Source organism: Rhodococcus sp. IEGM 1307 (genome assembly GCF_030056915.1).
Lineage (GTDB): Bacteria > Actinomycetota > Actinomycetes > Mycobacteriales > Mycobacteriaceae > Rhodococcus_F > Rhodococcus_F opacus_D.
In genome coordinates this window covers 20,851-43,629 of record NZ_JASHKW010000034.1, presented here as the reverse complement: position 1 = coordinate 43,629, position 22,779 = coordinate 20,851, and the positions used below count along the sequence as shown (strand labels likewise).

The 22,779-nt window shown below is 69.0% G+C and carries 21 protein-coding genes and 1 riboswitch; of the genes, 9 read left to right on the top strand and 12 right to left on the bottom strand.

Features of this window, described 5'->3' with window-relative positions:
- The first annotated feature begins 20 nt into the window (after positions 1–20).
- Together QM841_RS40265 and QM841_RS40260 are read left to right on the top strand one after the other, a co-directional pair.
- The gene (locus QM841_RS40265; protein ID WP_283336381.1) at positions 21–668 is read left to right on the top strand and encodes a GntR family transcriptional regulator; all 648 of its coding nucleotides are present in this window, start codon (positions 21–23) and stop codon (positions 666–668) included.
- Positions 665–1,921, top strand: coding sequence for an MFS transporter (locus tag QM841_RS40260; protein ID WP_283336380.1), 1,257 nt, complete (start codon positions 665–667; stop codon positions 1,919–1,921). The genes QM841_RS40265 and QM841_RS40260 overlap by 4 nt, the downstream gene beginning before the upstream one ends.
- A 7-nt stretch (positions 1,922–1,928) precedes the next feature.
- On the opposite strand, the gene QM841_RS40255 is transcribed toward QM841_RS40260, so the two are convergent.
- Positions 1,929–3,245 (bottom strand): M1 family metallopeptidase, encoded by a 1,317-nt coding sequence (locus QM841_RS40255; protein WP_283336379.1) that lies wholly within the window; start codon positions 3,243–3,245, stop codon positions 1,929–1,931.
- The gene (locus QM841_RS40250) at positions 3,242–7,132 is read right to left on the bottom strand and encodes a Pls/PosA family non-ribosomal peptide synthetase (RefSeq protein ID WP_283336378.1); all 3,891 of its coding nucleotides are present in this window, start codon (positions 7,130–7,132) and stop codon (positions 3,242–3,244) included. The genes QM841_RS40255 and QM841_RS40250 overlap by 4 nt, the downstream gene beginning before the upstream one ends.
- Before the next feature lie 220 nt (positions 7,133–7,352).
- Here QM841_RS40250 and QM841_RS40245 point away from each other — a divergent pair, with 220 nt between their 5' ends.
- Both QM841_RS40245 and QM841_RS40240 read left to right on the top strand, forming a co-directional pair.
- Complete coding sequence (locus QM841_RS40245; protein WP_283336376.1) at positions 7,353–8,054, top strand: YciI family protein; 702 nt, start codon at positions 7,353–7,355, stop codon at positions 8,052–8,054.
- Positions 8,054–9,289, top strand: coding sequence for an RNA polymerase sigma factor (locus QM841_RS40240; RefSeq protein WP_283336374.1), 1,236 nt, complete (start codon positions 8,054–8,056; stop codon positions 9,287–9,289). Before QM841_RS40245 ends, QM841_RS40240 begins: the two co-directional genes overlap by 1 nt.
- Here the strand turns inward: QM841_RS40240 and QM841_RS40235 are convergent.
- The 4 genes from QM841_RS40235 to QM841_RS40220 are packed head-to-tail and all read right to left on the bottom strand — an operon-like array spanning position 9,286 to position 13,439.
- Entirely contained in the window at positions 9,286–10,311 is a 1,026-nt protein-coding gene (locus QM841_RS40235) for an agmatine deiminase family protein (protein ID WP_283336373.1), read from the bottom strand. The two genes, QM841_RS40240 and QM841_RS40235, sit on opposite strands and share 4 nt — an antisense overlap.
- Positions 10,308–11,306 (bottom strand): nitrilase-related carbon-nitrogen hydrolase, encoded by a 999-nt coding sequence (locus tag QM841_RS40230; protein ID WP_283336372.1) that lies wholly within the window; start codon positions 11,304–11,306, stop codon positions 10,308–10,310. Before QM841_RS40230 ends, QM841_RS40235 begins: the two co-directional genes overlap by 4 nt.
- A gap of 2 nt (positions 11,307–11,308) precedes the next feature.
- Positions 11,309–11,929, bottom strand: coding sequence for a TetR/AcrR family transcriptional regulator (locus tag QM841_RS40225; RefSeq protein WP_283336371.1), 621 nt, complete (start codon positions 11,927–11,929; stop codon positions 11,309–11,311).
- 28 nt (positions 11,930–11,957) lie between these two features.
- A complete protein-coding gene (locus tag QM841_RS40220) occupies positions 11,958–13,439 on the bottom strand; it encodes a purine-cytosine permease family protein (RefSeq protein WP_283336370.1) in 1,482 nt (493 codons plus the stop codon).
- 296 nt (positions 13,440–13,735) lie between these two features.
- Between QM841_RS40220 and QM841_RS40215 the strand changes: the two genes are divergently transcribed.
- The 4 genes from QM841_RS40215 to QM841_RS40205 all read left to right on the top strand — a co-directional run bounded on the left by QM841_RS40215 (position 13,736) and on the right by QM841_RS40205 (position 17,298).
- Entirely contained in the window at positions 13,736–14,983 is a 1,248-nt protein-coding gene (locus tag QM841_RS40215; protein WP_283336369.1) for an MlaD family protein, read from the top strand.
- Between the two features lie 80 nt (positions 14,984–15,063).
- Positions 15,064–15,178: riboswitch (SAM riboswitch) on the top strand.
- 51 nt (positions 15,179–15,229) lie between these two features.
- Positions 15,230–16,525 carry an aminotransferase class V-fold PLP-dependent enzyme gene (locus tag QM841_RS40210; protein WP_283336368.1) on the top strand — a complete coding sequence of 432 codons (1,296 nt, stop codon included), beginning with the start codon at positions 15,230–15,232 and terminating at the stop codon, positions 16,523–16,525.
- A 4-nt stretch (positions 16,526–16,529) separates the two neighbouring features.
- Complete coding sequence (locus tag QM841_RS43690) at positions 16,530–16,622, top strand: putative leader peptide (protein WP_368680942.1); 93 nt, start codon at positions 16,530–16,532, stop codon at positions 16,620–16,622.
- 49 nt (positions 16,623–16,671) lie between these two features.
- Positions 16,672–17,298 carry an LLM class oxidoreductase gene (locus QM841_RS40205; RefSeq protein WP_283336367.1) on the top strand — a complete coding sequence of 209 codons (627 nt, stop codon included), beginning with the start codon at positions 16,672–16,674 and terminating at the stop codon, positions 17,296–17,298.
- A 5-nt stretch (positions 17,299–17,303) separates the two neighbouring features.
- On the opposite strand, the gene QM841_RS40200 is transcribed toward QM841_RS40205, so the two are convergent.
- From QM841_RS40200 to QM841_RS40190, 3 genes are all read right to left on the bottom strand, one after another.
- Positions 17,304–17,813 (bottom strand): flavin reductase family protein, encoded by a 510-nt coding sequence (locus QM841_RS40200; protein ID WP_342365522.1) that lies wholly within the window; start codon positions 17,811–17,813, stop codon positions 17,304–17,306.
- A gap of 164 nt (positions 17,814–17,977) precedes the next feature.
- Positions 17,978–18,451: a YbaK/EbsC family protein gene (locus QM841_RS40195; protein ID WP_005244991.1), complete on the bottom strand. Its 474-nt coding sequence runs from the start codon at positions 18,449–18,451 to the stop codon at positions 17,978–17,980.
- Between the two features lie 34 nt (positions 18,452–18,485).
- Entirely contained in the window at positions 18,486–19,577 is a 1,092-nt protein-coding gene (locus tag QM841_RS40190; RefSeq protein WP_280779132.1) for an ABC-2 transporter permease, read from the bottom strand.
- 124 nt (positions 19,578–19,701) lie between these two features.
- Between QM841_RS40190 and QM841_RS40185 the strand changes: the two genes are divergently transcribed.
- Complete coding sequence (locus QM841_RS40185; protein WP_283336394.1) at positions 19,702–20,280, top strand: TetR/AcrR family transcriptional regulator; 579 nt, start codon at positions 19,702–19,704, stop codon at positions 20,278–20,280.
- Positions 20,281–20,282: 2 nt separating this feature from the next.
- On the opposite strand, the gene QM841_RS40180 is transcribed toward QM841_RS40185, so the two are convergent.
- From QM841_RS40180 to QM841_RS40170, 3 genes are all read right to left on the bottom strand, one after another.
- Positions 20,283–20,645 carry a hypothetical protein gene (locus tag QM841_RS40180; protein WP_283336366.1) on the bottom strand — a complete coding sequence of 121 codons (363 nt, stop codon included), beginning with the start codon at positions 20,643–20,645 and terminating at the stop codon, positions 20,283–20,285.
- Positions 20,567–21,349, bottom strand: coding sequence for an alpha/beta fold hydrolase (locus tag QM841_RS40175; RefSeq protein WP_283336365.1), 783 nt, complete (start codon positions 21,347–21,349; stop codon positions 20,567–20,569). Before QM841_RS40175 ends, QM841_RS40180 begins: the two co-directional genes overlap by 79 nt.
- Positions 21,350–21,424: 75 nt before the next feature.
- A complete protein-coding gene (locus QM841_RS40170) occupies positions 21,425–22,744 on the bottom strand; it encodes a monooxygenase (protein ID WP_283336364.1) in 1,320 nt (439 codons plus the stop codon).
- Positions 22,745–22,779 lie beyond the last annotated feature (35 nt).

Here is a 22,779-nt window from a genome sequence, read left to right as displayed (position 1 = left end):
GTTAAATACTTCTTGTGTCTATGTTGTATTCCGCCGCGGAGCAGGCCTATCGCGAGGTCAAGGAGCTCATCCTGTCGGGCGGTCTGCCCGGCGGTGAGCTGATCAGCGAGGGCGAGATCGCCGGGCGCATGGGGCTCAGTCGTACCCCGGTGCGCGAAGCCTTCCTCCGGCTCGAGTCCGAGGGCTGGATGCGGCTGTACCCGAAGCGGGGCGCGCTCATCGTGCCCGTCGCGGACGGCGAGGCGGAACACGTTGTCGACGCGCGGCAGCTCGTCGAGACGCACAGCGTCCGGGTGCTGGCCGACCAGCCACACGCCCGCGAACTCCTCGTCGCCCGCCTGCGCGAGAACCTCGTCGAGCAGCGGGAGATCGCCGAGCGCGGCGACGTCGCCGCCTTCAGCGCCGCCGACGCCGACTTCCATCGGATGATCGTCGAGGCGGGCGAGAATCCGCTGCTCGCGACGTTCTACTCCAGCATCCGCGAGCGTCAGCGCCGCATGACGGCACACTCGATCACCCGTGACCCGGGACAGCTACCCAGGATCATCGCCGACCACCAGCAGCTGACCGAACTCGTCGAAGCGGGGGACGCCGCCGGGTTCGACGCCGCGGTGCTCGTCCACATGCGCCAGGTCCACGCCCTCAACCCGAGAGGAGCTGCGCGATGACCCTCGTCCGCGAATCCCCGATCGAGGTGCCGGAGACCCTCGCGTCGCCGCGCGCCTGGCTGCTGGTGGCCGCGACCATGTTCGCGGTCGCGTGGGGCGGCAACGAATTCACGCCGCTCCTCGGCATGTACCGCGCCGATCACGGCTTCTCGCCGGTCACGGTAGATCTGTTCCTGTTCGCCTACGTTGTCGGGATCGTGCCCGCCCTCCTCCTCGGCGGACCACTGTCCGACCGGCTGGGCAGACGGCCGATCCTGCTCCCGGCACCGTTCCTGACGATCGCCGGCTCCGCGCTCCTGGCCCTCGGCGCCGACTCTGCGGCCATGCTCATCGTCGGCCGCGTCCTGTGCGGGGTCGCGCTCGGCCTCGGCATGGCCGTCGGCGGCAGCTGGGTGAAGGAACTGTCGACCGCGCCGTGGGATCCCGCGGCCACGGACGGTGCCGGTGCGCGACGGGCAGCGATGAGCCTGACCGGCGGATTCGGCCTCGGCGCGGGCGTCGCCGGCGTCCTCGCGCAGTGGGCGCCCCTGCCGAGTGTCCTGTCGTACGTCGTGCACAGCGCGATCGCCGTCGCCGCTGCCGTCGCACTGTGGCGAGCCCCGGAGACCCGCGCGGCCCAGCCGGTCTCCGAACGAGTCTCGCTCGCCCGCGACCTCGCGATCCCGTCCGCCGCCCACAAGCGATTCCTGTTCGTGATCACGCCGCTCGCACCCTGGGTGTTCGGCACTGCGGCCGCCGCCTACGCGGTCCTGCCATCCCTGATGTCCGGGAACACCGGTGGGCTGCCGCTCGCGTTCTCGGCGCTCATGTGCATGGTCGGCCTCGGGGCGGGATTCGCGATCCAGGCGCTCGGACGCAAGATCGACACCCCCCGCAACGCGCGTGCCGTCGTGGTGTCACTCGTCGTCGTCCTCGTCGGAATGGGCGTCGCCGCCGTCGCCGCGTCGGCGCTGACCGTTCCGCTCGCGCTCGCCGCCGCCGTCGTGCTCGGCTGCGGATACGGCATGGCCATGGTGTCGGGACTGCAGGAGATTCAGCGGATCGCGGGCCCGAACGACCTCGCCGGACTGACCGCCGTCTTCTACTCGCTCACGTACCTGGGATTCGGGACGCCGGCCGTGATGGCCTACCTGTCCGAGACGTTCCCAGCGGTGACGTACCCGAGAATGTTCCTCTTCGGGACGATCGCGGCCGCCGGCTGTCTTGCGCTCGCACTCACCAAGTGGCGCGCGCACCTGCCGAACCCGGAGTGACCGCAGCTCACATCGGCGGCAGAGTCTTCTCGCCGAGCCAGGAATCCCACAGCAGGCGCAGCGGCTCGTCGGTGTAGTGGGTGGCCAGGTCGGTGAACTGCTCGCTCGTGACGGTGGAGTGGCGATGGGCCAGCGTCCACTGCCGCAGCAGCCCGAAGAACTTGTCGTCGCCGAGCCGTCGTCGCAACGCGTGGAGTGTGAGCGCGCCGCGCTTGTAGACGCGGTCGTCGAACATCAGCTGCGGTCCCGGATCGGCGATCACCAGGTCCTGCGGCTTGCGGGCCAGGCCCTGATGCGCCTGCTGTGCGAGCTGGTGCGCCGAAGGGCCGCCGGAGTTCTCCGACCAGATCCACTCCGCGTAACAGGCGAAACCCTCGTGCAGCCAGATGTCCCGCCACTGACCGAGTGTCAGGCTGTTGCCGAACCACTGGTGGGCGAGTTCGTGCGCCACCAGACGTTCGTATCCGCGCCGGCCCGTGCAATGGTTGGCACCGAAAATCGACAGTCCCTGCGCCTCGAGCGGGATCTCCAGCTCGTCGTCCGTCACGACCACCGTGTAGTCGGCGAACGGGTACGGGCCGAACAGTCGGGAGAACACGTCCATCATCTGAGGCTGCCGGCCGAAGTCCACGTCGAACGTCGGACGCAGCCGCGGCGGGTGGACGGCGAACATGGGGACTCCGGCGGAACCGAGGCTTCGGCGTTCGTACGGCCCGATCTGGATGGTGGCCAGATAACTCGCCATCGGCTCGGTCTGCTCGTACACCCACGTCGTCTGGCTGGCCCGCGTCTGCCTGCTCACCAGCGCACCGTTGGCCACCGTGTAGTACGGCGAATCGGTCGTGATCGCGATGCGGTAACTGGCCTTCGAACTCGGGTGGTCGTCGCACGGGAACCAGGACGCCGCCCCGTTGGGCTGGCTGGCAACCAGCGCGCCCTCGGACAACTCCTCCCAGCCGACCTCACCCCACACACTGCGGATCGGTTTAGGCGAACCCCCGTACTGGACGGTGAGCACGAGGGCGCCGCCCGCGGGGATCGCCTGCGCGGGCGTGACGATCAGCTTGCCGTTCCGATGCAACCACTTCGTGTTGCGGGAACCGTTGGTCGCGACCTTCGTGACGTGCAGATTGGACGCCAGATCCAGGGCGAACCGGGAGCGGGCCTCGGTGGTGACCGCGGTGATCGTGGCCTTGCCTGCCAGCCGGTTGCTGTGAACCTTGTAGGTGAGGTCGAGTTCGTACCGGGACACCCGGTATCCGCGGTTTCCGTTCTGGGGGAGATACGGGTCGACCGGCTCGTCGATCCCCTTGTCAGCCTTCACGTGGCCGCCCAGGGGGCGATCGGATTTCCCTGCCACCGCGTGGACGGCGGCACGGTGTCGCCGCGCATGACGAGCGAGGCCGGGCCGACCGTGGCGCCTTCGCCGATCCGGGCGGCGGGCAGCGCGACACAGTGCGGGCCGAGGGTGGCGCCGGCTCCGAGGATGACGGTGTCCATGGACATGATCCGATCATGGAACAGGTGAGTCTGCACGACACACCCCCGTTCCACGGTCGCGCCGTCGCCCAGCGTCACGAGATCCGCCTCGGGCAGCCAATAGGTTTCACACCACACACCCTTGCCGATGGTGGCTCCGAGGCCGCGCAACCAGACGTTGAGGACGGCGGTGCCCGTCGCGGCACGGGCGAACCAGGGTGCGGCGACCGTTTCCACGAAGGCGTCCGACACCTCGTTCCGCCACACGAACGAACTCCACAACGGGTGCTCGATCTTCCCGATCCGGCCGACCACCAGCCACTTCGCGATCACGGAGATCAGCCCGGCGACCGCGCCCGCGACGAGGAGGACGACACCGCTCGCCAGTGCCGCGAGCCAGAAGCCGATGTGGTGAGCCAGCACCTGCAGCGCGAACAGCACGCCGAGGCCGATTCCGAACGTCACCGTCACCGGGATGAGGCGGCACGTCTCCACGACCGCGCGGGCGACCTTGAGCCGGACCGGGGGACGGAACGTGCGGGAGGCGTCGGTGTCGCCGGGCGCCCTGCGGAGGCGCACCGGGGGACTGCCCAGCCAGGAGGACCCGGACTTCGCCTTCGACGGCGTGGCCGAGAGCACCGCGACGAGACCGTTCTTGGGCACGCGCCGACCCGGACCGGTCATCCCGGAGTTGCCGAGGAAGGCGCGCTTGCCGACCTTCGCGTGTTCGATGTGCATCCAGCCGCCGCCGAGTTCGTAACTCGCGATCATCGTGTCGTCGGCGAGGAATGCGCCGTCCGCCACGGTGGTGAACTTCGGCAGCATGAGCACGGTCGACGCTTCCACGTTCTTGCCGATCCGGGCGCCGAGCAACCGCAGCCATCCCGGCGTCAGGAGACTCGCATACAGCGGGAACAGGAACGTGCGGGCGGAGTCCATGAGTCGTTCGGTGGCCCACACCTGCCAGCCGATGCGACTGCGGACCGGGTGGTAGCCCTCACGCAGCCCGATGGACAGCAGCCGGACGGACACGACCGTGAGGAGGGCGAATACGGCGAGGCTGACGAGCGTCGCGACGGGAAGGATCACCAGCGACTGGAGTACGGCGGATCCGATCGTGCCGGCGTCGCGGATCCACCAGCCGATGACCACGATGCCGGCGACGAGGGCGAAGATCGGCAGTCCGGCGATGAGCATCGACGTCACGCCGAACGCGGGAACCCAGTAGGCCGCGCGGCGTGGAGTCTCCTCGGGCCACGGGTGGACGGCCTTGCCGACCTTGACCGCCGGTGAACCCGCCCAGTGCTGATTGGCCTTGACGCGTCCGAACACGGCGGAACCTGCCTCGACTTCGGCGTTTCGCCCGATGGTGGCGCCGGGAATCAACGTGGACCGGGCGCCCACCGACGCACCCGGACCGATCTTGATCGCACCGATGTGGACGACGTCGCCGTCCACCCAGTGCCCGGACAGGTCGACCTCGGGTTCGATGGAGCAACCGTCGCCGAGTTCGAGCATGCCGGTGACCGGCGGGAGCGTGTGCAGGTCGACCCCCTTGCCGACCTTGGCGCCGAGTGCCCGCGCGTAGTAGAGCATCCACGGCGCGCCAGACAGGTTCGCGGCGCCGCTGGCCTCGGTCAGGCGCAGCGCCACCCACAGTCGCAGGTGTTCGCTGCCGCCTCGGGGATACGTTCCCGGCTCGAGTCCGCGCAGCAGGATCCGTGAGCCGATCACCGAGATCGCCATCCGGCCGACCGGGCTGATGAACGCGAAGAACGCGAGCAGAATCCACCACCACGACACCGTGGGCGCCCACGACACCGTCGTGAACCACGAGAAGGCGTTGTTCGCGATGGCCAGCCACGTGACCCACTGCAGGCCGGTGAGCGTGGTGAGCGGAACCGTGGCCGCGATCTGCGCGAGCTGGCTCCGTCGCGGAGTCGGCGTGACGATGCGGGGTTCGGCGGCGTCGATCGGCGCCAGCTCGTCGAGGTATTCCGCGAGCGAACCGAGCCGCGGATGGTCGTAGAGTTGCGCGACCGTCACCTCGGGGAACCGTTCGCGCAGCGCCGTGACCAGCTGGGCTGCCGAGAGGGATCCGCCGCCGAGCTCGAAGAAGTCGTCGTCGGGGCCCGTGATCTCGGCGCCGAGTATCGCCGTCCACAGCCCCGCGACCCAGGCCTGCGTGCCCTCGAGACCCAGTTTCTCCGCGGCGTCGTCGATACCCGGCGGGGGCCAGGGCAGGGCGTTCCGGTCGACCTTGCCCGACGTGCGGGTGGGCAGTTCGTCGACCAGGACCAACCGGGGAACCAGCGCCGCCGGCAGCTGCTCGGTGAGCGCCGCGTGCGCCGCCTTGAGGTCGAAGTCGGGGTTGGTGCTGACAAGGTAGCCGACGAGTACCTGGTGACCGGCTCCGGTCCGGCGGACGGCAGCGGCGGCGCCGCCGACGCCGGGAAGGTTCTGCAGGGCGTTGTCGACCTCGCCCAGTTCGATCCGCCTGCCACCGAGTTTCACCTGATCGTCTGCGCGACCCTGGAACAGAAGTCCGCGGCGGTCGAGGCGGACGAGGTCGCCACTGCGGTACGCGCGATCCCAGCTGAGTGTCGGCATTGGTGCGTACTTCTCGGCGTCTTTCTGCGGGTCGAGGTACCTGGCCAGGCCGACACCGCCGATGACCAGTTCGCCCACCTCGCCCTCGGGGACGGGTTCACCGGTCGCGTCGACCACTGCGAGGTCCCAGCCGTCGAGCGGGAGGCCGATACTGACCGGACTCTTGCCGTCCATCAGGGCGCCGCACGCCACGACGGTCGCCTCGGTGGGCCCGTACGTATTCCATACCTCGCGTCCGTCGACGGCGAGTCGCTCCGCCAGTTCGGGTGGGCAGGCCTCGCCACCGAAGATCAGCAGGCGCACGGCCTCGAGGGCCTCGGCAGGCCACAGCGACGCGAGGGTCGGCACCGTCGAGACGATGCTGACGTCGCGCGCGACGAGCCACGGCCCGAGGTCCATGCCGCTGCGCACCAGGGACCGGGGCGCGGGCACGAGGCAGGCGCCGTGACGCCACGCGAGCCACATCTCCTCGCAGGACGCGTCGAACGCGACCGACAGTCCGGCCAGCACCCGATCGCCGGGCCGGATCGGGTCTTCCTGCAGGAACATCCGGGCTTCGGCATCCACGAACGCCGCCGCATTGCGATGGTTCACCGCGACCCCCTTGGGGGTGCCGGTGGAACCGGAGGTGAAGATGATCCAGGCGTCGTCGTCGACGGTCGGCGGGCGGGCGCTCGGCGACTCGGCCCTGTCGGGGGCGGTGCCCGCGGTGATCCCGGTGCCGGTCATCACGCACCGGACCTGCGCCTCACCGAACACGAGTTCGGCGCGTTCCTCGGGGTCGTCCGCGTCGACGGGCACGTAGGCGGCGCCGACAGCGAGAGTCGACAGGATGGCGACGTAGAGCGAGCAGGACCCGGACGGCATGCGGATTCCGACGCGATCGCCGGCCCCGACTCCCGACTCGGCCAGGACCTCCGCGGTCTGCCGGATCTCCTCGAGCAGTTCCTGGTAGGTGAGCGACGTCGAGCCGTCGTCGATCGCCGGGGCTTCGGGGTTCGCCTCGGCCGTCGCGAACAGGATGTCGACGAGGGTGCGCGGCGCCGGTGCGAATTCACGGCGGAGGAATTCCCGGGGTATACGGAGCGACAGGTCCGAATCCGTCGGCGACTGGAGAGACAATCCAGAATTCCTTCTCTGAGCGGGTGGTGGTGCGTACGGCTCGTTATCTCACGATCAAGTGGCCAGATGGTGAACAGTTGGTGGTTCGTAGGGCTTCGTCGTCCATTCTTCACCCGCAGGTGCCGGTTCTCTCACCGCACGTGTCGAAGTTCGTCCCTCTTCTTCGTCGTCTGGTCAGAAGGAGCACCCGAGTTTCTTCTTTTCGAGGAAGGATGACCCCATGTACTACCTGGCATTGCTGGCGGACGAGAAGAACGCCACCGAATGGGCACCGGACAGTCCGGAGTTTGCGGTGGCCGTTGCGCGCCACCAGGCGTTCACGGAGAGAGCGGGCTCCGCGATCGTCGGAGGGGGTGCCTTGTATCCGAGCGGGGAGGCGGCGACCATCCGGAACGAGGGCGGCCGCGCGCTGATCACGGACGGTCCGTTCGCGGAGACCGCGGAGGTGATCGGTGGTTTCTATGTCCTCGAGGGGCCGGACCTGGACGAGGTGCTGAATGTGGCGCGGCACATCCCGGAGGCGATCATCGAGTTGTGGCCGATGTTCGAGTGGATGCCCGTGACCGATCAGACAGGCTGCTGGATGGCGCTGCTCCGCGAACCGGTGGCGGCGGCGGTGGCGCCGGGCACACCCCAGTGGGACGAGGGAATGGCCGAGCACGAGAAGTTCGGTCGGCTCGCCGGGTCCGCGGTGCGTGGCGGCGGGGCCCTCTATCCGCCGGACTCCGCGACGACGATCCGCGTTCGCGACGGGGAACTCCTTCTCACCGACGGCCCCTTCGCCGAGACAGCCGAGGTCGCGAACGGTCTGTACGTGCTCGCAGCCGAGGACCGGGAGAGTGCGATCGCGTTGTCGGCGAAGATCCCGGTGACGCCGAAGGGCTGCGTCGAACTCCGGCAGATCGTCGCCTACGCCGAGTAATGGACGGCGACACGCTGAGCCGCGTCTTCCGGGAGGAGTCCGGTCGGGCGCTGGCGACCGTGGCACGGATGGTCGGCGACCTGTCCCTCGCGGAAGACGCGGTGCAGGAGGCGTTCGCCGAGGCGATCCGCAGCTGGCCGGAGGCGGGACTGCCCAAGAACCCGGGAGCCTGGATCACGACCGTCGCCCGCAACCGGGCACTGGACCGGTTGCGCCGGGAGTCGTTGCGCGGCGACAAGGAGCACGATGCGGCTCGGCTCGTTCCCCCTCCGGACGAGGAAGAGGTGTGGCCGGTGCGTGACGACCAGTTGCGGCTCATGTTCACGTGCTGCCATCCTGCGCTGTCCCCGGAGTCGCAGGTCGCGTTGACTCTCCGCCTGGTGGCCGGGCTGAGGCCGGCGGAGATCGCCCGGTTGTTCCTCGCCCCGGAACCGACCGTGTCCCAACGGCTCAGCCGAGCGAAGTCGAAGATCCGGACCGCCGGTATCCCCTTCCGGGTCCCGCCCGACCATCTGCTGCCCGAGCGCACCCCGCAGGTACTCGCCTGCATCTATCTGGTGTTCACCGAGGGCTATTCGGCGACGTCGGGCGACACCGCGATCCGCGACGAACTCTGCGAGGAGGCGCTGCGGCTCGGCCGGTTGCTGTGCGAGCTGATGCCGGACGAGGGTGAGGCGTGGGCGCTGATGGCGCTCATGCTGTTTCACGACAGCAGGCGTGCTCAGCGAACGGACGACGCGGGTGATCTCGTCTCACTCGAGGAGCAGGACCGTCGGCGCTGGGACCGGGCGAAGATCGAGGAAGGCGTCGTGTGCCTGCGGGCCGCACGACGCAGGGGAAGCGGTCCGTACAGCGCGCAGGCCGCGATCGCGGCCGCCCACGCGACGGCGCCGAACTGGACGGCGACCGACTGGAACGCCGTCGTCGCCGGATACGACGAACTCGGCACGTACGGTGACTCGCCCGCCGCCCGTCTCAATCGCGCTGTCGCAGTGAGCTTCCGGGACGGCCCCGACGCCGGCCTCGCCGAGTTGGACGCACTCGCCGGGGAGCCGAGGCTGGCGCGGACGCACACCGTGCACGCGACCCGCGCCGACCTGCTGCGCCGAGCGGGCAGGCCCGCCGAGGCGAGCGCGGAGTACCGCGCCGCGATCGGTCTGGCGGCGAACGAACCGACCCGGCGATTCCTGGCGAGGCGGCTCGCGGAAGTGGACAGCGAGAACAGTGCCCGCTAGATCCGCCCGCGAGGCTGGTGCTGGGTGATGCAGTGGATGCCGCCGCCCCGCGCGAAGATCTGCCGGGCATCGACCGTGACGACGCGGCGACCGGGGTAGACGCTCGACAGGATGTCGCGGGCGAGGGCATCGTGAGGGTCGTCGAAGCCGCATGCGATGACGCCGCCGTTGACGACGAGATGATTGATGTAGCTGTAGTCGACCCAGCCCTCCTCGTCACGCAGGACCGTCGGGGCAGGCACCTCGACGATCCGCCACGGCGCACCGGAACGGTCACGGCTGTCGGACATCACCTTCAGGATCTCGGCGGACACCTCGTGGTCGGGGTGGGATCGGTCGCGCTGGGAGTGCACGAGAGCCACCCCCGGTGCGGGCAGCGCCGCGACGATGTCGACGTGCCCCTTGGTGCCGAACTTCTCGGAATCTCGCGTGAGGCCGCGGGGGAGCCAGACGACGTGCTCGGCGCCGATCGTGCGCGCGAGTTCCGCCTCGACTCCCGCCGCGTCCAGGCCGGGGTTGCGCAGCGGGTCCAGTTGCACGGTCTCGGTGACGAGCACGGTTCCGCGACCGTCGACCTGGATCCCGCCGCCCTCGTTGACCATCGACGACGGGACCGGCTGCGCACCGGACCACCGGGTGACGGCCGCGCCGATCGACCGGTCGCGATCCCAGGTCGCCCACTCCTGTTGTCCCCAGCCGTTGAACGTCCAGTCGACGGCACCGAGGCGGTCGTCCTCGTCGAGGACGAACGTGGGTCCGATGTCGCGCATCCAGGCGTCGTCGAGGGGAACCTCGACCACATCGATGTCCGCGGACAAGTACTGCCGGGCGACATCCCGATCCGCCGGATCGACGACCATGGTGACCGGCTCGAATTCGGCGATCGTGTGGGCGACGGCCGTCCACGCGGTTCGCGCCTCGTGCGCGTCGTCCGCGGTCGCGGTCATCGAGGCCCCGAGGGGCGGGAACGCCATCCACACCCGTTCCTGCGGTTCGGTCTCGCTCGGCATCCGCCAGGTCATGACCGGGTCTCCGCGGCCGATACCGTCGTCGGAAGTCCGTAGGGGTGCTCGTGGTCCACGGGATCCGTCAGCCGGGTGTACGTGTCCGGCCTGCGGGTGGTCAGGAACGGGAAGAGATCGAGCCAGTCCTTCCGCTGATCGAGGTCGAGATCGGCCACCAGGACCGCCTCCTCGTCGCGGGGAGCAGACACGAGCACGCGGCCGTACGGGTCGGAGATGAACGAGGAACCGTAGAAGTCGATGCCGCCCTCGTTGCCGCAGCGGTTCGGGACCACCATGAATGTGCCACTGGTGATGCCGTTTCCGACGATCACGTGCTGCCAGATCGGCTGGGTGTCGAAGGACGGGGCGCTCGGCTCCGACCCGATAGCGGTGGGGTAGACGAGGATCTCGGCGCCGCCGAGCGAATACATCCGCGCGACTTCGGGGAACCATTCGTCCCAGCACGTCGGCAAACCGAGTGCGGCACCGTCCAGTTCGCCCGGGCGGTAGACGGGGTAGGCGTCGTCGGCGGGACCGCCGCGGAAGTAGGTGTCCTCGTAGTAGCCGGCGCTGACCGGGATGTGCAGCTTGCGGGTCCGGGAGAGCAATTCACCGGACGGGGCGACGAGGATCGCGGTGTTGAAACCGAGACCGTCGGGGCCGTCGGCTCGTTCGTAGAGGGAAGCGTGGACGCAGACCCCGTGCCGGGCAGCGGCGGCGGCCGCGAAACTGTACGTGGGGCCGGTCGTGAGGTGCTCGGCGTCGCGGCCGGGGGCCCCGGTCGCGCGGGTGTCGGCGGGGTACTTCGACAACGTGAGTTCCGGCAGGAACACCACCGCAGCGCCGAGTGCGGCTGCCTCGCCGATCGCGTCGGTCAACGCGGTGCGCAGTGCGTCCGCATCGGGTCGCCAGCGGTGCTGTACCAGTCCGACCCGCAGCGGTGTGCGGGCGGATTCGGTGAAGCGCGCCGGTGAGGACGGTGCGGGCAGTGCGGTGATCGTGCGAATGGTCATGGTTATTCCTTCGGTGTGGGTGTGACGGGGGTGTCGGCAATGTGGTGGGTGGGCTCGGACATCACGACGTCGATCGCGCCGAGCAGATGGGAGCGGGCGTCCTCGGTGGAGATCTCCTTGCAGAGCCACCGCCCGGACAGACCCTCGACGAGGGCCGTCATCGTGATCGCGGTGGGCTGGGGGTCGAGCGAGCGGGAGATCTCGCCGGTGACCTGCGCCTGGGCGATCGCGTCGGCGATCTCCGACACCCACGCCGCGGTGGTCCGCGCGAGGGGCTCCCGCAGCGCCTCCTCGTACACAGCGGAGGCGCGTAACTCGTTCCAGGCCAACGAGTTCTCTACGACCTCGGGACGGTCCTGGATCTCCCCGAGGAGGGAGCGGGTGAGGCGGTCGCGAGCGGAGTCGCCGGATCCCTCACCCTCGCTGCGGTAGGCGCGGGCACGGTCGTTGATGTAGTTCAGGGCGGCCTCGAGGAGGCCGATGCGATCCTTGAAGTGGTAGTACAGCAGTCCCGGCGACACGCCCGCGACCTCCGCGACATCGTTGACGCGAAGCCCGCGAATGCCTCGTTGGGCAATGGCCGTCGCGCTGGCCTTCAGAATCGCATCGCGTCGCTCGCTCATCGGTGAATCTCCTTCGGTTCGTGCCGCCCTAGGACCTCGGCGCCTCGACCGGGGCCACATGTTCGGGCCACAGTCGCAGCGCGGCGAGGTAGCCGGCCACGGCGATGGCCGACGATCCGACAAGACTGACATCGACACCGTGCGCGATGTCGGCAAGGGGCCCGGAGTACAGCGACGTGTCGACGGCGAGGACGCCGAACACGGATCCGGCCGCCCACGGGATGACGGCGCGCAGGTTCCAGCCGCCGGTGAACCAGTAGCGCCCACCCCTGCGGCCCAGATTGAAGACCTGGAGGTCGACGGCGTCGTACTGCCCTCGCCGCGCAACCAGGAAGCCGGCGACGTTGATCGCCACCCACGGCGCGGCGAAACCGTTGAGCACCAAGGTCATCGCGGTGATCGAATCGACGGCGTCGACGACGAACACGCCGATGTAGAGCAGGGCGACCGCGAGCGCCGACGTGATCAGCGTGGTGTGGACGCGGCGCAACCGGGGGATCAGCGCTTCCAGATCGAGACCGCTGGCGTAGACGTTGAGGACGCCCTGGCCGAGTCCTCCTGCGAGGGCGACGAGGACGATCGGCAGCACGTACCAACCGGGCGCCTCCGCCACCAGGTCGGCAACGTAGGAGTCGCTCAGCGTGGTGAACGTCGACGCGGTGAACGATCCGAAAGCCGCGGTCAGGAACAGCCCGAAGAAGATGCCTGCCATGGTGGCCGCGACGATCGTACGGTCGCTGAACCGCACCCGGGAGATCCGCCTGCTGTAGTCGCCGAGTGTCGGGGCGTACGACAGCGGACCGCCGACGGCGAGCACCACGGCCAGAATCCAGGTGGGCCAGAACCCGCCGAGGAGATAGTCGCCGCTGCCCGACCCGCCGTCGAAGCGACCCCCGAACGCGAACACACCGAGCAGGAGCAGCGCGGCAACGACGGGCAGCACGAACTTCTGGAGCGCGACCACCGTGCCGTGGCCGAACAGCGCGACGGCCACGATCTCGGCGGCGATGATGCCGTAGCCGAGGGCGAGCATGCCGTTGTCGACCGGTGTGCCGAGCAGGCGGTGGGCGGCGGCGATCAGCGCGTCACCCGAGGTCCAGACCGCGATCGCGGCGTACGCGAGGGCGAAGAGCAGGGTGAGCCCCGAGCCGATCATCCGTCCGCTCACTCCGAAGTGCGCACCACTCGACACGGTGTTGTTCGTGCCGGTGCGCGGGCCCAGGAGTGACAGGGGAGCGATGAGGAGCGTGCCGAGTCCGATGCCGACCGCGCTGGCCGCGATCGCGCTGCCGAACCCGAGTCCGAACGTGATGGGGAGCCAGCCGAACACGATCACCGAGAACGCCAGGTTGCCGCCGAAGAACACGGCGAGCATGTTGAGCGGTCGCGAATCGCGTTCCGATTCGGGGATGTATTCCACGCCGATCGTCTCGACGTGTCCGAAGCGGTCCTCCGGCGGGGAGGGGGCGGTGTCGTCGAGGGGCGTCGTCGGGTCGAGATTCGTGGACACTGCGGACCTCACATTTCGGGGCGGAGGTGACTGTCATCACGTCCTGTTGGGAACCGAAGATATTCCAAACTGAAAATTCAGTCAAGACCGTCGAGCGACGTGCGCCACCGAGGGTGGTTCGGAGTTTGCGCTGCTACGGCGACCGGACTAGATATATGTGTGACCGCTTGTCTCACGTATCCCACTGTCATCGGAGTGCCTGTGTCTGCCGCCGCCATCAACAGTCATTTCGCGAACCGGTGCCTGCCAGCCGCAGCGGGGACGGCGTTCGGGCGACGCGACATCGAGGGTCGACGGTGAGGTCGCCGCTCGTCCGGTGGCAGCTGATCGGCTTCGTTCTCGTGGCTCTCACGGGCCTCGTCTACGTGGGTGCCAACTATGTGCGCCTGGGCAATCTCCTCGGGTTCGGCGAATACACCGTGCACCTCGAATCGGAGACGTCGGGCGGCATCTTCACCAATGCGGAAGTCGCCTACCGCGGCGTGCCGGTCGGCCGCGTCGGGGACATGTCCCTGACCCCGGACGGCGTCGTCGTCGAACTGAGGATCGACACGAGCGCGCCCGACATTCCCGCCTCCGCGAAAGCCGTCGTGGCCAACAGGTCGGCGATCGGCGAGCAGTACGTCGACCTTCGGCCCGCCACCGATCGGGGGCCGTTCCTCGCGGACGGGTCCCGAATCGCCGCCGCCGACACGTCGACGCCGGTGCCCGTCGAAGAATTGCTCGCCAGCACACGGGGATTGACGGAATCCGTGCCGATCGACGCGCTCCACACCGTCGTGACGGAACTCGGTGCGGCATTCGACGGCAAGGGCGAAGACCTTCAGTCGCTCGCGGATTCGTTGTCCGGGCTGTCGGGGTCGGGCTCCGAATCGCTCGATCGGACACTGGCTTTGGTGCGCGACGGTCGCACTGTACTGGATACGCAGTCCGAACAGTCCTCGGCGATCAAGGATTTCAGTGCCGACCTGGACTCGCTCGCGGATCGTCTGCGCAGCAGCGACCCGGACGTCCGGCGGCTGATCGACAACGGAAATCCGGCGAGCGATCTACTGGGGCAACTCGTCTCGGAGGCCGGACCCGGTGCCACGACGAACCTCGCCAACCTGTCCGTCACGGCGAAGGCGATCTCGGTGCAAGCCACCGCCCTGCAGACCCTGTTCGTGTACCTGCCGGGGGTGGCGGCAGCGTCGTCGACCATTGCGCCCGACGACGGAACCGTGCACCTGGGCCTGGTGGCCGAGACCAACAATCCGCCGTCGTGCACCGTCGGCTATGAGGGCACCCAGGCGATCCTCCAGGAGATGAAGCGGAACGACCCGAACTTCGACGACACGCAGCAGGACTTCCCGCAGAACACCGCCGCGTCCTGCGAAGCCCCACAGGGCAGTCTCACCGGCGTCCGCAGTGCGAACCGGATCGTGTTCGGCGACCCCGCCACCGTTCAGCCGTGGGACTCCACGCCCAAGAAGGACCCGAACAGGCTGGACCTCAACCCGATTGCGAATCAGCTCGCCCCGCTCCTCGGGGTGACTCCCAACTGACGCGAGTTCTCGGTCCCGGATCCGGGACCCTCCGGGTTTCGGGTTGACAACAGCGCGTCGATCCTGCAATCTTCGAAACAGGTCACGAGTACCAGCGTCAAGCCCCGGCTAGCTGGTCGGCAACCCTCCACCGCGGCGGGGTGCTCCGGGTGACGACCAGGCTGAGGTCCATACCGGACCCGGCAAGCGCGGACTCCGAGAGGGCACCGACCCTGCGACGAGTCCCTGACTACGAGGGATGTCGTGATGACTGCTGTACTGACCGCTGACGTGTGTGTTGCCCCCTTGGCCCAGGTTTCGGGCTCCGACCTGCGGGTTCCGCTCGTTCAGGGCGGCGACTGCGCCTACGTCAACTTCGACTACGCCGCCAGTGCGCCGGCGTTGGCGCAGGTGACCGACCGGATCGGGGCACTGCTACCGACGTACTCCAGCGTGCACCGCGGCGCCGGCTACGCGTCGCGGGTCTCGACCGAGTGCTACGAGAACGCCCGCGACTCTGTCGCCCGGTTCGTCGGAGCGGGGGAGGACCAGGTGGTGGTCTTCACCCGGAACACGACCGACTCGCTGAATCTGCTGGCCGGCTGCGCCCCCGGCAGCACCGTCGTCCTCGACATCGAGCATCATGCGAACCTGCTGCCGTGGAAGAACTCTCGCGTCGTGAGGGCGGCGGACACGCTGGAGGAGACGGTCCGCCTGCTCGTCGCAGAACTGTGCTCCAAGCCCACCGCCCTGCTCGCGGTGACGGGTGCATCCAACGTGACCGGCGAGGTTCTGCCGATCGCCGCCCTCGCCGAGGTGGCGCATCGTTGCGGCGCACGGATTCTCGTCGACGCCGCTCAGCTCGCGCCGCACCGGCGCATCGACGTCGAGGAGTGGGGCGTCGACTACCTCGCGTTCTCCGGGCACAAGCTGTATGCCCCCTTCGGCGCCGGTGTGCTGGTGGGCCGCCGGGACTGGCTGGACGCCGCCGAGCCCTATCTCGCAGGCGGCGGGGCGGTCCGGAACGTGACCGTCGAATCGACCCAGTGGGCGCCCGCCCCTGCCCGGCACGAGGCCGGAACCCCCAACGTGCTCGGCGCGGCGGCGCTCGCCGCCGCGTGCGATGCACTGTCCGAGCTGGACTTCGGCACGGTGGCCGCACACGAGGCGGCACTCACCGGCCGGCTCCTCGACGGCCTCGGCTCCGTCGACGGCCTGGAGTTCCTGCGGCTGTGGTCGGACGCCCCCGACACCGTGGGGATCGTGACGTTCACGATCGACGGGTTCGAGCCGGGAGAGATCGCCGCCTACCTCTCCGCCGAACATGGAATCGGAGTTCGCGACGGGCGGTTCTGCGCCCATCCTCTGCTGGGCCGCCTCGGCAGGCCCGACGGCGCCGTGCGGGTGAGTGTGGGTCTCGGAAGCTGCTCCGAGGACGTGGATCGGCTGGTCGACGCGGTGCGCACCCTGGTGGCGGGCCGCCGGAGCTGGACCTACGCCAAGGAGAGCGGCCAGTGGAATCCGGTGCCGGAGACGCGTTTTTCGCGGGACGCGCTAGTATGACCGCATGGCATCGCAGGCTGGGAGCACAATGATTGCTCACTGGTGCCGTCGGCATGTCGATCTGTGCCGAACCGCCTCGGGTATGTGTTCGAGCTGACCGTTCTTCCAGCTCCGTTTCATTCACACGTCATTCCCGAGGAACCCCTATGTCTCGAGACAATGCCTTCGTATCCCGTCCACTTCGCGTCGCCGTCGAACTGACCGGCTCCGGCCACCACCCGGCGGCCGAGGGTGCCACCGGCACGCGGCCGATCAACGGCGCGGACTACTGGGTGGACCTGACCGCCGATTCGACGGATCAGCTCGACCTCACGTCGTTCCCGCCGAACGTCGTCCGGATCCGGGCGTCCGATCTGCGTGAGGCGCAGCAGGAACGCGCACGGATCCGCGCCGAACTCGTCGCCGACGGTCGCGACCCCGACAGCGTCACCGTCCTGGTGGACCTCGAGGTGCTCATCGCCGTGGAGGCCCGCGCCGCCCGCAAGGAGCTGGCCCTCCTCGACAGCGCCCTGGCGACGCCCCGTGCTCCGGTGTCGTTGCAGTACATCGGAACTCCGGTCGGCCTCGCCGGACTCATCGCCGACATCCAGGCGGCAGGCGTCGCCGACGGTGTGACCGTGCTGCCGCTGTCGCTGCCCAGGGTTCTGGAGCAGCTCGTCGACGGCACCCTCCCGTGGCTGGAGGAGCGAGGTCTCGTCACCTCCGCCGACGCCGTCGACGAGGCGCTGCGTCGCTTCGACCTCCCCCTCCGCGAGCGGGTACTGGCGTCCTGACCTGGTCAGTTGCCGTTGTTCGCTGAACCGAGCGGAGTGGGCCGGTAGTACCGGCCCTCGTGATACAGCAGGGGAGCCGAAGCGGAGTCGTCGTCTGCCTCGGCATGAACGCGGGTGACGAGGCCGATGACGAGCGTGTGATCGCCGACGGGAATCAGCTGGTCCACGATCACCCGCAACCAGCTGGGAGTTCCGTGGAGGACCGGTTCGCCGGTGTCGAGTCGCGCCCAGAGCGACTCGTCGGAGAACCGCTGGTCGGCGCTTCGGGAGAATCGCTGAGCCAGGTGCTGCTGGTGCTCGCCGAGGAGGTGAATCACCAGCGAATCCGCGGAATGAAGTGCATCGATGCTGGACGACGTGTTCGCGATGTTGAACGACACCAACGGCGGGTCCAGTGAAACCGAGGAGAACGAGGACGCGGTGAAGCCGACCGGGCCGGACCCCGAATCGAGGGTCACGATGGTGACGCCCGCCGGGTGCCGACGCAGGGCTGCGCGGTAATCCTCGGCACAGATTCCGGGGGCGAGTCGATGGTCGCGGGGGAGGTCCGAACCATCGACGGTTTCGGCGTTCTCGGCTCTGTCGGACAAATCATTCTCCGGGTCGGCCCGTGCGGGCACTGTGTCATTCTCGTTCACGAGATCTGACGTCAACTATAGGGGCGTCAACCGCCCGGGATTCAGTCGACGTCGATCGCCAGGCCCGCGGTGATCCGCACCAACTCGGAGAACGACGTGCGGAAGACCGTGTCCGGGTGCCCGGCGGCCGCCCACAGTTCCGCGTACTCCGACAGGGCGTTGTCGACGTACGTCGGAAGGTTCGTGGGATGTCCGAGCGGGGCGATACCCCCGATCGGCTGTCCGGTCGCGATCCGCACCATGTCGAGGGGTGCCCGGGTCAGATTTCCCTGCAGTCGTTTGCCCGTGTTCGCCAGATCCACCTCGTGCGCCCCCGACACGAGGAGCAGGATCGGATCGTCGTCCAGGAGGAATACCAGCGACTTGGTGATGGCGCCGATATCGACCCCCAGAGACTCCGCCGCCTCGGCCGCGGAGTGGGTGGAGTCGGGCTGGGTCACGATCACCCCATGGTGTCCTCGCGCGATCAGAGTCTCGGCGACATGCGCGGCGTGGGGGTGCAGGGGCGTCGGCATGAACCAAGAGTAGGTCCATTCCTCCGGTACGACATCAAGAAGCGTCGTCCGACACGACATCGGAACGGGGCGTAGTCGATTCCGGCTTCCGGAGGCGCCGGGCGGTGAACCCGAACAGCAGTCCGAGCCCGACCACGGAATAGAGCGCGAGGGCGAGCGCGGGCTGTCCGAGCCCCACGTCGTCGAAGTACACGATGCTTCGAATTCCCTCGGTGCCGGCGCCCGGGGTGATCCAGCGTCCGATGGCCGCGTAGAAGGCGGGAATGACGTTCGAACCGAACGCACCGCCGGCGCTGGGATTGCCGAGAATGACGAAGACGGCGATCGCGAGGGGCACCGCAAGGATGCCGACCGAGGCGCGCAACCCCAGCGTGAACACGGCGGTGCCGAAGACGACACCTGTTCCGAGTAGCCACAGCGGGAACCAATGGCCTGCGAACGTGCCGAGCACGTGAGTGGTGATCAGGGCGCCGAGGGCGCCGGACACCACGGCGTAGCCGAACAGGACAGCCGTGTGCACGGTCGCCTGGCGGAGGCTTCGCGGGGCGCCGATGAACAGGCCGATCGCCGCCGCGAGCAGGTAGCCGCCGACCACCCACCCGACCGCGAGATAGAAGCCGGACAGTCCGCGGTTGTCGTGTGCGCCGACCGGAATTTCGTCGCGGACCGTGAACTGGCGACCCTGGCTGTTCTCCACCTGGGCGAAGACCGATTCGAGCGCGCTGGAGATGGAGCTGCCGCCCGCGCTCGCCGTGATCAGGGTGTCGGGGCCGACGGGGTTCATGACGAACGCACCCTGGATCTCGCGGTCGTGGAGGAGCCGCCGGGCTTCCGCGGTGTCCGAGACGACACGGGCGCGCAGCGGCCTGTCGTCGATCGCATCGAGCCGGTCGGCGACCTGCTGGTCCGTGCCTGCGGGCAGTCCCTCCGCCGCGACGACGCCGATCTCGATGTCGCGGGGCGTGGGCTGATGGAACGCGGCCACGTAGCTGAGGATGAAGCCGAGCTGGAGGAGGAGAACGCCGAAGACCAGCGCGACCATCACCTTGGGTGCGCCGTACTTCGACACCGGGCTGTCGTGGTGCACGGGAGCCGGGGTGGTGGATTCGCTGTCGGTCATGGTCATCGGACGTCCTCGATCCTTGTCGATACCGTGGGTATTGAATACCCTAGGTATCGTGACTGCAGATCGTCAACCGGACAGTCGTCACACCGAATGGGCGCCCACGACGCGTCCCGGTCGTGACGTCGTGCGTCAGCGCCTCCTCGACGCCGCGGCGGAGGAATTCGCCGAGCGCGGCTTCAGTGCGGCCAGGCTCGCCGAGGTGGCACGCCGGGCCGGATTCACCAAGGGGGCGGTCTACTCGAACTTCGAGTCGAAGCAGGACCTGTTCGCCGAACTCTTCGCCGCGCGCTCACTCGAACTGGCGGGACGGGTCCTCGCCGAGATCGCCGGCATGAACCCCTCGGATGCCGCGGGCAAAGGCGGCGAGGCGATCGCGTCGTGGATGGTGCGCGAGCCGGGGTGGTCGCTGCTGGTACTCGAATTCGGTGTGCTCGCCGCACGCGACCCGCAGATCGCCCAGGCCTACCTGCGGGAGCGGCGGCAATTGCGGGGAAGGCTCGTCGAATTGATCGGCGAGCGCGCGCGGGAGTGGGGGGTCGACGACACGTTCGACGTCCGCACCACGGCCATCTCGCTGATGGCCCTCATCTCCGGTCTCGTGCTCGAGCACTCCGTCGATCCCGAGGAAGTGGATCAGGCGACGATGGGCGCCGCGGTCACCGCACTGTTCGCGGGCGCCGTCGCGAGGGCCGGGCTGACCTGATCTCAGGCGGTGTGCGCGACGACCCCGTCGAGGAATCCGTCGATGTGCGCCCACGTGGAGTCCCTCGCCTTCGGGCCCGCGACGAGCCCGAGGTGGCTGCCCGGCGCGGACTCGAACCGCACCGACGGAGAACCGGTGAACACGTCGGTCGCCGCCCGGACCGACGGGATCGGGGCGATGACGTCCTCGGTGCCGCCGATCGCGAGAACCGGCACCGCGAGATCGGCCAGCGCGATCGCGCCGTTCCGGGTCTGGAAACTCCCCGCGGCGAGCGCGTTCCCGAGGATCAGCTGGGTGCAGACCTGGCGGAAGAACCGGGCCGGATAACCCGGCATGTCGGCCATGAACCGGTCGATGGACTCCATGCGCGCGAGGGTCTCGGTGTCGTGCAGGTTCCGGGCGATGAACCACGGCTTGGTGAGCTCGCGCTGAAGCGCGGTGAAGCGGTAGCTCGCCTGGACCAGCGGCGCGGGGAGTCCGCCCATCGCCGAAGTCGCGGGGTGAGGGGGCGATCGCCGGTGAACCGGCCGACCATCCGCAGCGGCGCGATCATGGTCACCGACTCGTAGTCGATCGGCGTGCCGATCGCCGTCACGGAACCGATCGGCAGATAGTTCCGGCCCGCCGCCGTGAGCAGCGACATCGTTCCCCCGAGGCTCCAGCCGATCAGGTCGACGGGTGCACCGCCGTGGAGTCGGGACACCCGCTCGACCGCCGCCGGGATGAAGTCGTCGATCCAGTCCTCGAACCCGAGGCCGCGGTCGGAATAGCCCATGGTGCCGTAGTCGACGAGATACGCCGCCTTGCCGGAACCGGCCAGGTGCGCGGCCAGGCTCTGGCCCGGCCGGAGGTCGAAGCAGTGTGCGGGCGCGGCGAGCGGAGGCACGAGAAGGACGGGCCGGCCGCCGTCGGTCTCGGTGCTGTCGAATCGGTACAGGTCCTGATGGGGCGCCTCGCGGATGCGCGTCGACGGGGTTCGCTGGACCGGTGCGATTCCGCCGCCGAAGGACAGTCGCCAGGCGTTGCGGGTCAGCGTGTTCAGCGTCGGGTTCCAGGCGATGTCGAGCACGGATTTCCTCTCGTGGCGGCGCAGACCCTTCAGGTATCTGTGACGCAAACATACAGGTAATCTGGCGGTCGCCCGTCAGCGGGAGGCAAGCAGAACCCGCAGCACCGTCGCGGGCCGGAGCAGCACCCCCGGGCGGTCGAGCAGATGCGTCACCCGGAGGAACGCGGACCCCACGGCCGGGTCGACGGACGCCGCCCGATCGAGCCGGGACGTGTACGCATTGACCAACCGGACCCGCGCCGACCGTCGACCGGGCACGGCCGGGATCCGCAGGTCGTTGTCGACGGTGAGCGTCCACGCGGCATCGATACACCGGTTCGCCCCACGGAGGAACCGGCGACCGAGATGCGTCCGCTCCGACCGCAGGCAGTCCCGCAGGATCGTCGCCTCCACCGCGGCGACGCTCATGCCCTGACCGTAGATCGGGTTGAACGAGCAGATGGCGTCCGCGAACGGCAGGTAATTCGACGGTAGATCGTCTGCGGAATAGTGCCGCCGGACGGTCGTCGGGATCCGGTAGCGCACGCCGTCGTCCACCGGCTCGGCCGTGCGCAGTGCGTCGTACATGTCGGGGGCGGGAAACGACTTCACGAAGTCGAGGAAGCCGTCCGGATCCAGTGGCGGCACGTCGTCCCCGTACCCGGCGAGAGTGACGATCCAGGTGCCGTCCTCCTGCACGCCCATGAATCCGCTGCGCGGACTCGACGGTCCCGGCGCCATCCCGATGCCGGAATCCCCGTCCAGATGCGGCGGGTCGAGCCGGAAGTGCCGCGTCGCGTAGCTGACGTCCACGGCCAGCTGCGTCTCGGCCGGCGGCGCGAACCCCAGCTCGCCGAGCCGGGCGACAGTCTGCGAACTGCGGCCGGACGAGTCCACGACGAGATCGGTCTCGACGACCTCCGGCGGGACGCCGCCCCGGTGCTGCACGGTCACGCCGGTCACCTGTCCGCCGTCGACGGTGAGACCCGTGACGTCGGAGCGGTCCCGTATCCGCACGTTCGGCAGGGCCTCGACCCGGTTGCGCATCTGCCACTCGACGAGCGGTCTGCTCGCGAGAATACCGGGGACGCCACTGATCTCGCGCGCCATCCGATGCCCGTCGACGATCCACCGGATGTCGCCCAGTGCGTCGCCCGCGGTGGCGCCGAGGGCCAGGAGCTCGGACACGAACCCCGGCAGGAGGTCCTCCATCGCGGCCTGCCCGCCTGCGAGAAGCGCGTGCACGTGCCGGGCCTGCGGCACGCACCTGCGCGCGACGGCTGTGTCGGGCAGGATGTCGCGGTCGAGGACGACGACGCTCCGGAACGAGCCGGCGAGAGCCGCCGCGGCAAGCAGTCCCCCCATTCCGGCGCCGACGACTACGGCGTTGCCGGCCGGGGTCGTCCGGTGCGTCATGGCGGCTGTCCGTTCACAAGACGGTGCAGAGACCT